Source organism: Hydrocoleum sp. CS-953 (assembly GCF_002260545.1).
In the GTDB taxonomy this organism is placed as follows: domain Bacteria; phylum Cyanobacteriota; class Cyanobacteriia; order Cyanobacteriales; family Microcoleaceae; genus Trichodesmium.
In genome coordinates this window covers 1-5,529 of sequence record NZ_LGSU01000935.1, presented here as the reverse complement: position 1 = coordinate 5,529, position 5,529 = coordinate 1, and the positions used below count along the sequence as shown (strand labels likewise).

Annotated in this window: 5 protein-coding genes; 3 read left to right on the top strand and 2 right to left on the bottom strand. The window is 34.4% G+C overall.

Translation table 11 applies throughout. The annotated features are described in order from the left end of the window. Nucleotides 1-120 precede the first annotated feature (120 nt). Nucleotides 121-486 carry a ferredoxin thioredoxin reductase catalytic beta subunit gene (locus AFK68_RS12840; RefSeq protein ID WP_094673157.1) on the top strand — a complete coding sequence of 122 codons (366 nt, stop codon included), beginning with the start codon at nucleotides 121-123 and terminating at the stop codon, nucleotides 484-486. Between the two features lie 526 nt (nucleotides 487-1,012). Further along, nucleotides 1,013-1,411 (top strand): DUF309 domain-containing protein, encoded by a 399-nt coding sequence (locus AFK68_RS12835; protein WP_094673156.1) that lies wholly within the window; start codon nucleotides 1,013-1,015, stop codon nucleotides 1,409-1,411. A 277-nt stretch (nucleotides 1,412-1,688) separates the two neighbouring features. Here the strand turns inward: AFK68_RS12835 and AFK68_RS12830 are convergent, their stop codons facing one another. Together AFK68_RS12830 and AFK68_RS12825 are read right to left on the bottom strand one after the other, a co-directional pair. After that, nucleotides 1,689-2,009, bottom strand: a complete 321-nt coding sequence (locus tag AFK68_RS12830; protein WP_246844157.1) for a hypothetical protein — start codon at nucleotides 2,007-2,009, stop codon at nucleotides 1,689-1,691. Between the two features lie 288 nt (nucleotides 2,010-2,297). Continuing rightward, on the bottom strand, nucleotides 2,298-2,972 hold the full coding sequence (locus tag AFK68_RS12825) for a DUF3747 domain-containing protein (protein WP_094673155.1): 675 nt from the start codon (nucleotides 2,970-2,972) through the stop codon (nucleotides 2,298-2,300). Nucleotides 2,973-3,569: 597 nt separating this feature from the next. Here AFK68_RS12825 and AFK68_RS12820 point away from each other — a divergent pair. Beyond that, nucleotides 3,570-5,453: an AAA-like domain-containing protein gene (locus tag AFK68_RS12820; RefSeq protein WP_094673154.1), complete on the top strand. Its 1,884-nt coding sequence runs from the start codon at nucleotides 3,570-3,572 to the stop codon at nucleotides 5,451-5,453. The last annotated feature ends 76 nt before the right edge of the window (nucleotides 5,454-5,529 follow it).

Genomic DNA, 5,529 nt, shown 5'->3' with positions numbered 1-5,529 from the left:
ATAGTATACAAGTCAAAAAATTAAGTCTGGAAATTTTTAATTTGATTTGCCCCCGAAAATGGCTTTATGTAGTAAAATTAATGGAACTAACTAATATCAGCACCATAACAAACATATATTATGACCCTGACTACAGAAAACAAGAAATTATCTAGTGAAAAATCTTTGGAGGCGATGAAAAAGTTCTCTGAAAAGTATGCTAAGAATACAAATACTTATTTTTGTGTAGATCCTTCAGTTACTGCTGTGGTAATTGAAGGATTAGCTAAACATAAGGATGAATTGGGCGCTCCTTTATGTCCATGTCGTCATTATGAAGATAAAGAAGCAGAGGTAAAAGCTACCTATTGGAATTGTCCTTGTGTACCAATGCGGGAGCGCAAAGAATGTCATTGTATGTTGTTTTTAACTCCAGATAATGATTTTGCTGGTGAACAACAAGAAATTACCCAAGAAGATTTAGAGTCAACTAGAGCAACCATGTAGGTTGAAAACTCGAAGGAAGAAGGAAGAAGGTTTAGTTAAAAGTTTTGAGTGAACCAAACTTCCCTTTTAATCTCGGCGTTAGCTAAAAACAAATATCGTCTCTATGAACAAGGATAATTTATTTTCCTTTTTCCTTCTTCTGAAAATATTCACCATAATTTGCTTCTCTCCTTTACGCAACATTGGGTAGAAAAATAATAAGGAAAGAGAAAAAATTTGGATTATTGATATAGCAATTCCCATCTCTGAGTGAGGTATAAAATTCGTTTGTTTTAGGGAAAACTTTAACAGGGAATAAGGAGCAGTTCAATAATTGATAATTGATAATGGATAATTGATAATTACCTCTCCCTAAAAGGAAGAGGATTGATATAAAAGGAAAATAAATTCATTGTTTCTCTTTGATCATGAGATGCTTTAAACCTTAATTATTCGGTAAAGAAAAAATACTCTACTTCACAGTGACAGAGAAACGCTATATTCAATTCAATTTACTTTTTAATGAAAGATTTTTGACTTAATAATAATGACTTCTGAACAAGAAAAAATCCCTCAAGAGTTTTGGCAGGGAATAGCAGAATTTAACGAACAAGAATTCTACAAATGCCATGATACTCTTGAGGCTTTATGGCTGGAAGCTGGAGAACCAGAACGCACTTTTTATCAAGGGATTTTACAAATAGCAGTAGGACTTTATCATGCAGGGAATGAAAATTGGCGTGGTGCTGTTATGTTATTGGGGGAAGGTATTAAGAAATTGAATTATTATCACCCTGATTATTTTGAGATTAATGTTGATAAATTATTGACAGAAAGTAGTGAATTGTTGAAACATTTGCAAATGTCTGGACCAGAAAAAATTGCAGATTTTGCGCGTGATTCCTCAAATAGTAAATGCCCGAAAATATTAAAATTAAAAGATTAATTATCTGGTAAATTAATGACACTGAAGTTTTTAAATTTTCTAGTGAAATGTTCTTTGTCAAACTCACCTACAAACTGCAAATTTTATAGCACTACGCATTAAGCTTAGGACAGTTATCAATCCTGGAAACCTTTAAGAGTCTACTGTTCCCTATTCCCTATTCCCTATTCCCTAGCGCGTAGCGCTTAAAACTTATCAACTGGAGCAAATACAATTCCAATTACCCAAGCTATAGTTGGTATTAAAGTAAAAATTATTATTTCTAAACTTGTCATAATTAATTATTTCTCCCATTTTCTATTTCATCAATTTTTGCTATTAATAGAGTCCGGTTACTGGCAATAATTCGTTGATTAGTAACATGATCGTAAGCTTCCCAATCTTGAGTAACTTCTGTATCTTGCCAAACAAACCAGCTTCGATAAATTTCTCCACTGTCAATATCACCACATAGAGATAACCAATCATCTCCTGTAAAATACTCTATTTCTTGAATCACTAAATTAAGTTCAACTAGCTCTAAAAATGTTTCTAAATCATTCTTTTTTTTCTGAGGAAAGTTAGGAATTTGGCTTTGGTTCATCAATTTTAGCTTCATGGTTTTTGTGAAATTTTATTTACAGTATTTTCCTACTTTAGGAAGTACATATATTGATGTTTTTAGGAAGTAGATAAAATGGGGAATAGAATACGGAAAAAGGAAAAAATATTTACCTTGTCAGTTGTACGAAATTAATCTGGAATCTGGTGTATAATAACAATTCTCAAAAATAACGCTATCCTTCCTGAAGACTTTAGTTATTAAGTAATAAATAAGTAAGATAAATTTTTTTAACGATTCTAGGCATTAAGCGCGATTAATACTTATTCCTAACAACCCTATTCCCTACTCCCTGCTCCCTACTTCCTGCTCCCTATTTAGATTATTATCCATCTCTAAAAAATCTGGAATTTGAGCTTCAATCTCAGCTATTTTTTGCTCCACAGCATCTTGTTTCGCAGTAAAACTATCATAACTAAAATAAAAATGACCAAGAACTTTTTCCTCATAACTACGTTTAGTAAATTTCCAACCTGGTTCGAGAAAAATCTTCATTATTCCATCACTTATTCCGCGAGTTCTACCAATCAAATTTTTATCCCCTGTTAGAGAAATACCAAATAATTTAATTTCATCACCAACATTTTCCAAAATTAATCTATGACTCACTGATAAATCATTATCATCTACCCGTATTGAATAATCATTATTATCAGTAGCTTCTTCACAAATTCCAGCAAAATTCAAGTTTGAAAGTAAAGGTTCAACTAAAATTGGATATAATTCAGTTTCGCTTTCTCTCCAACAAGGTCTTTCATTAGAACGCTGCTCTAAAATCATCAGTTTATAACCAGAATATTCTTGTAAATCATTTAGAGGAATTGCCATGGCAATAACTTGATTTTGGTCAATTTCTACCTCATCAAAAGTGAAATTTGCTCTGGCAGGAGTCAAATAATTGATACTCAAAAATATTGTTGTTACAAGAGTAGAAATTGAACTATGAATAAATTTTTTCATCCCTGATTTTCTATTTTGTACTCCTATAGTTTAAAAAAATCAACAAGTTATTGTGGAGAACATTAGGGAGTTAATTAAAAAAGCTGAAAAAAATCTGGAAAAGTTAGAATTGTCTGGGTAGTCTAGTTTGAAAAGAGTAGCAGTTAAAATTTGATTAATTAGTTAACTTCCTTAAATTAGAAAAAATTAGTTATCTTCGTTAAAATCACTTACACTTAAAATAATAACTACAGGACTTATGGAAAATTATCTGTTCTACCTACTTCTGTGGTTTAAGGTGGGTTACAAAACATCCTACTACAGTGACACACTTTAAATAGTGCAAGTAGGGGCGGGTTTCCCCGTTAAATTAACGAGCTTTCACTTAAAGTTAGATAAACCCGCCCCCCCTAATGATGTAACGCTGAATTTTAGATGTGTCATTCCAGTAGTGGACTAACACGACTAATTTTGTGCATTAGGGCAGGTTTATTTAATCTTAGGGTGAGCATGAAAATTGCAACTAAAACCCGCCCCTACTATTCCATTTAAGCTGTGTTAGTCTACTACAGGTATGGTTGCTGTATAAGTCCTAAATAACAATATAAAGTATAGATAATGGAAAAAAAATCAAAGCGCGATCGCGGACGAATTCTCACAACTTCTGGACTGAAAAAATTAAATGAAGCTATTGATGAATGGAAACAGCAATATAACCTTAGAGGTACTCTGGCAGAAATTGAAGCAGAGTCTAGAGTTGGTTCCGACACTATCAGTAAAATTAGACAGGGGCGAGTCGGTGCAGACCTCAGCAAAATTCAACAGCTTTTTGCCACCTTTGGTCTAACATTAGATGAAACTGACCACCGTTCGGGAAAACAAGGTTCATCTCAAACAGAGTCAGGAACTCTGGGGGAACTATTACCTCTACTAGATAACGAACAAATAGTCAATCAAAATAGTTCCCAAGTTTTTATCAGTTATCGCAGTCAAGACCCAGATCAAGAATTGGCGCGACAATTTGAAACTGCTCTGACTGCTGCTGGTCATCAGGTATTTATGGCAGCAGATCATATTCGTCTGGGAGAAAATTGGTTTCGGCGAATTAATGAAGAGTTGAAGCGATGTGACTATTTACTGTTATTTTTGCCTCCTCAGTCGGCGCAAAGTGAGTTGCTCACCTATCAAGTACAACTTGCTAGGGAATTGCAATTTTCTCGACCTGACCGTAAACCTGTAATTTTGCCAATTCGGGTAGGTTTTTCTCTCAGTACACCTCTTAACCATGACTTGCGCGGTTATCTCTATCGCATTCAACAACGGGAGTGGCGATCGCCTGAAGATAGTGTTGTTATTTTGCGGGAAGTTTTGACTTTGTTAGCTGCTCCACCGGGAAATGTTGCGCCGGAAGTAGAGGAGCAAGAAGAAACTCACACCCCTGAAGAAATTAGTAGCATTGTGTCAGAAAGTCGCCCTCCTTTACCCTCTGCGGAACCTGAAATACCGGGGGGACAAATTGATGTAGAATCTACTTTTTATATCGAACGCCCACCTATTGAAGAACGTTGTTATCAAACTATATTACAACCCAGTGGTTTAATAAGAATTAAAGCGCCACGACAGATGGGAAAAACTTCTTTAATGGCAAGAATTTTGCATCATGCTGCTCAGTCAGGATATCGGACTGTACCGTTGAGTTTTCAGTTAGTAGATAAAGAGGTTTTTAGTAATCTTGAACAATTCTTAAAATGGTTTTGTGCTTATGTGGGAAGGGAGTTACGTTTACCTAATCAATTAGATGATTATTGGGATGATATTTTTGGCAGTAAAGTTAATTGTAAGGATTATTTTGAGAAGTATTTATTAGCACAAATAGATAATCCTTTAGTATTGGGTTTAGATGAGATTGACCGAGTTTTTCAATATCCTGATATTGCCGAAGATTTTTTAGGATTATTGCGAGCTTGGCATGAAGAATCAAAGCGACGTGCTATTTGGAAAAAGTTAAGGTTGTTGGTGGTACATTCTACCGAGGTTTATATTCCCATGAATATTAATCAATCTCCTTTTAATGTGGGATTACCTATAGATTTACCGGAATTTAATCAACAGCAAGTTCAGGATTTAGCATCGCGACATAATTTGAATTGGTCTGAACAAGAAGTTGAGAAATTAATGGCAATTGTTGGCGGTCATCCTTATTTAGTTAGGGTGGCACTATATCATATTTCTAAACAAGATTTAACTCTGTCAGATTTACCGGAAAATGTAACGAGTGAAACCGGAATTTATAGCGACCATTTGCGACGACATTTGTGGAATTTAGAAGAATATTCAGAGTTAGTTGAAGCGATGAAAAATGTGATTTCTGAAAATTCTAGCGGGCAGTTAACAGGAATGTTAGGTTTTAAATTAGATAGTTTAGGTTTGGTGAAATGGGAGCATAATAAATGTTATCCCAGGTGTGAGTTATATCGTCAGTATTTTCAAGTTCATTTGTAGGAAGGAAGTTTGTAGGGGCGGGTTTTTTCAGTTATCAGTTATCAGTTATCAGTTATCAGTTATCAGTGCGATTTGT

Bases quoted from the DNA above. Each gene is read 5' to 3' on its own strand.
- AFK68_RS12825 (WP_094673155.1), bottom strand. From the start codon at position 2,972: ATGAAAAAATTTATTCATAGTTCAATTTCTACTCTTGTAACAACAATA.
- AFK68_RS12820 (WP_094673154.1), top strand. From the start codon at position 3,570: ATGGAAAAAAAATCAAAGCGCGATCGCGGACGAATTCTCACAACTTCT.
- AFK68_RS12830 (WP_246844157.1), bottom strand. From the start codon at position 2,009: ATGAAGCTAAAATTGATGAACCAAAGCCAAATTCCTAACTTTCCTCAG.
- AFK68_RS12840 (WP_094673157.1), top strand. From the start codon at position 121: ATGACCCTGACTACAGAAAACAAGAAATTATCTAGTGAAAAATCTTTG.
- AFK68_RS12835 (WP_094673156.1), top strand. From the start codon at position 1,013: ATGACTTCTGAACAAGAAAAAATCCCTCAAGAGTTTTGGCAGGGAATA.